This is a genomic window from Serratia sp. N21D137 (assembly GCF_047530005.1).
GTDB classification, from domain to species: domain Bacteria; phylum Pseudomonadota; class Gammaproteobacteria; order Enterobacterales; family Enterobacteriaceae; genus Chania; species Chania fonticola_B.
On sequence record NZ_JBLJAJ010000131.1, the window covers coordinates 1 to 530 of the forward strand.

Annotated in this window: 1 pseudogene; it reads right to left on the bottom strand. The window is 55.1% G+C overall.

The features are described 5' to 3' along the window. A pseudogene (locus ACMV5H_RS25670) lies at nt 1-403 on the bottom strand (Mu transposase domain-containing protein); the annotation flags it as partial. Nucleotides 404-530: the final 127 nt, after the last annotated feature.

The following is a 530-nucleotide window of genomic DNA, read 5'->3' on the forward strand; positions in this document are numbered from 1 at the left end:
GCGGATGCTGCGCCACGCACTGTCCCTTGTGCCAGACCTGGACCACCAACTGACCCGCCTTGAGCGACAGGCGCTGACCAACCAGCTCATGCGGGACCGAGTACCAGTGATGCGCATACTCAACGTGGTAGTCTGGGGCGACCTTCACCGCTTTGTATTCGGTGTAATCGTACGCTGCCAGAGGCAGCGACGAGAGCGCCGGTGCATCCAGTACGCGGAAGCGTTCTGCGCGGCTCTGGTTGCCGTACCCTTTCATTGGCCGGTTATTCATGTCCGCCAGTAGCTCACGAAGACGGGTATTCAGCGCCCTGAGCGTGTAGAAGGTTTCATTGCGGATGCGGGCAAGCAGCCATCTTTCGACGATGAGAACGCCGTTTTCTGCTTTCGATTTATCTTTCGGCTTTATTAGGCGACAATTACTCTGACCTCTGTCGCGTCAATTACTTTGGCCGATTTGTAAGCTAAGCGTCCGATTTCCCAACTAATGGAGAGGTTGTGGCGCTTAACGACAAGCAGGTCAATCTCTATAT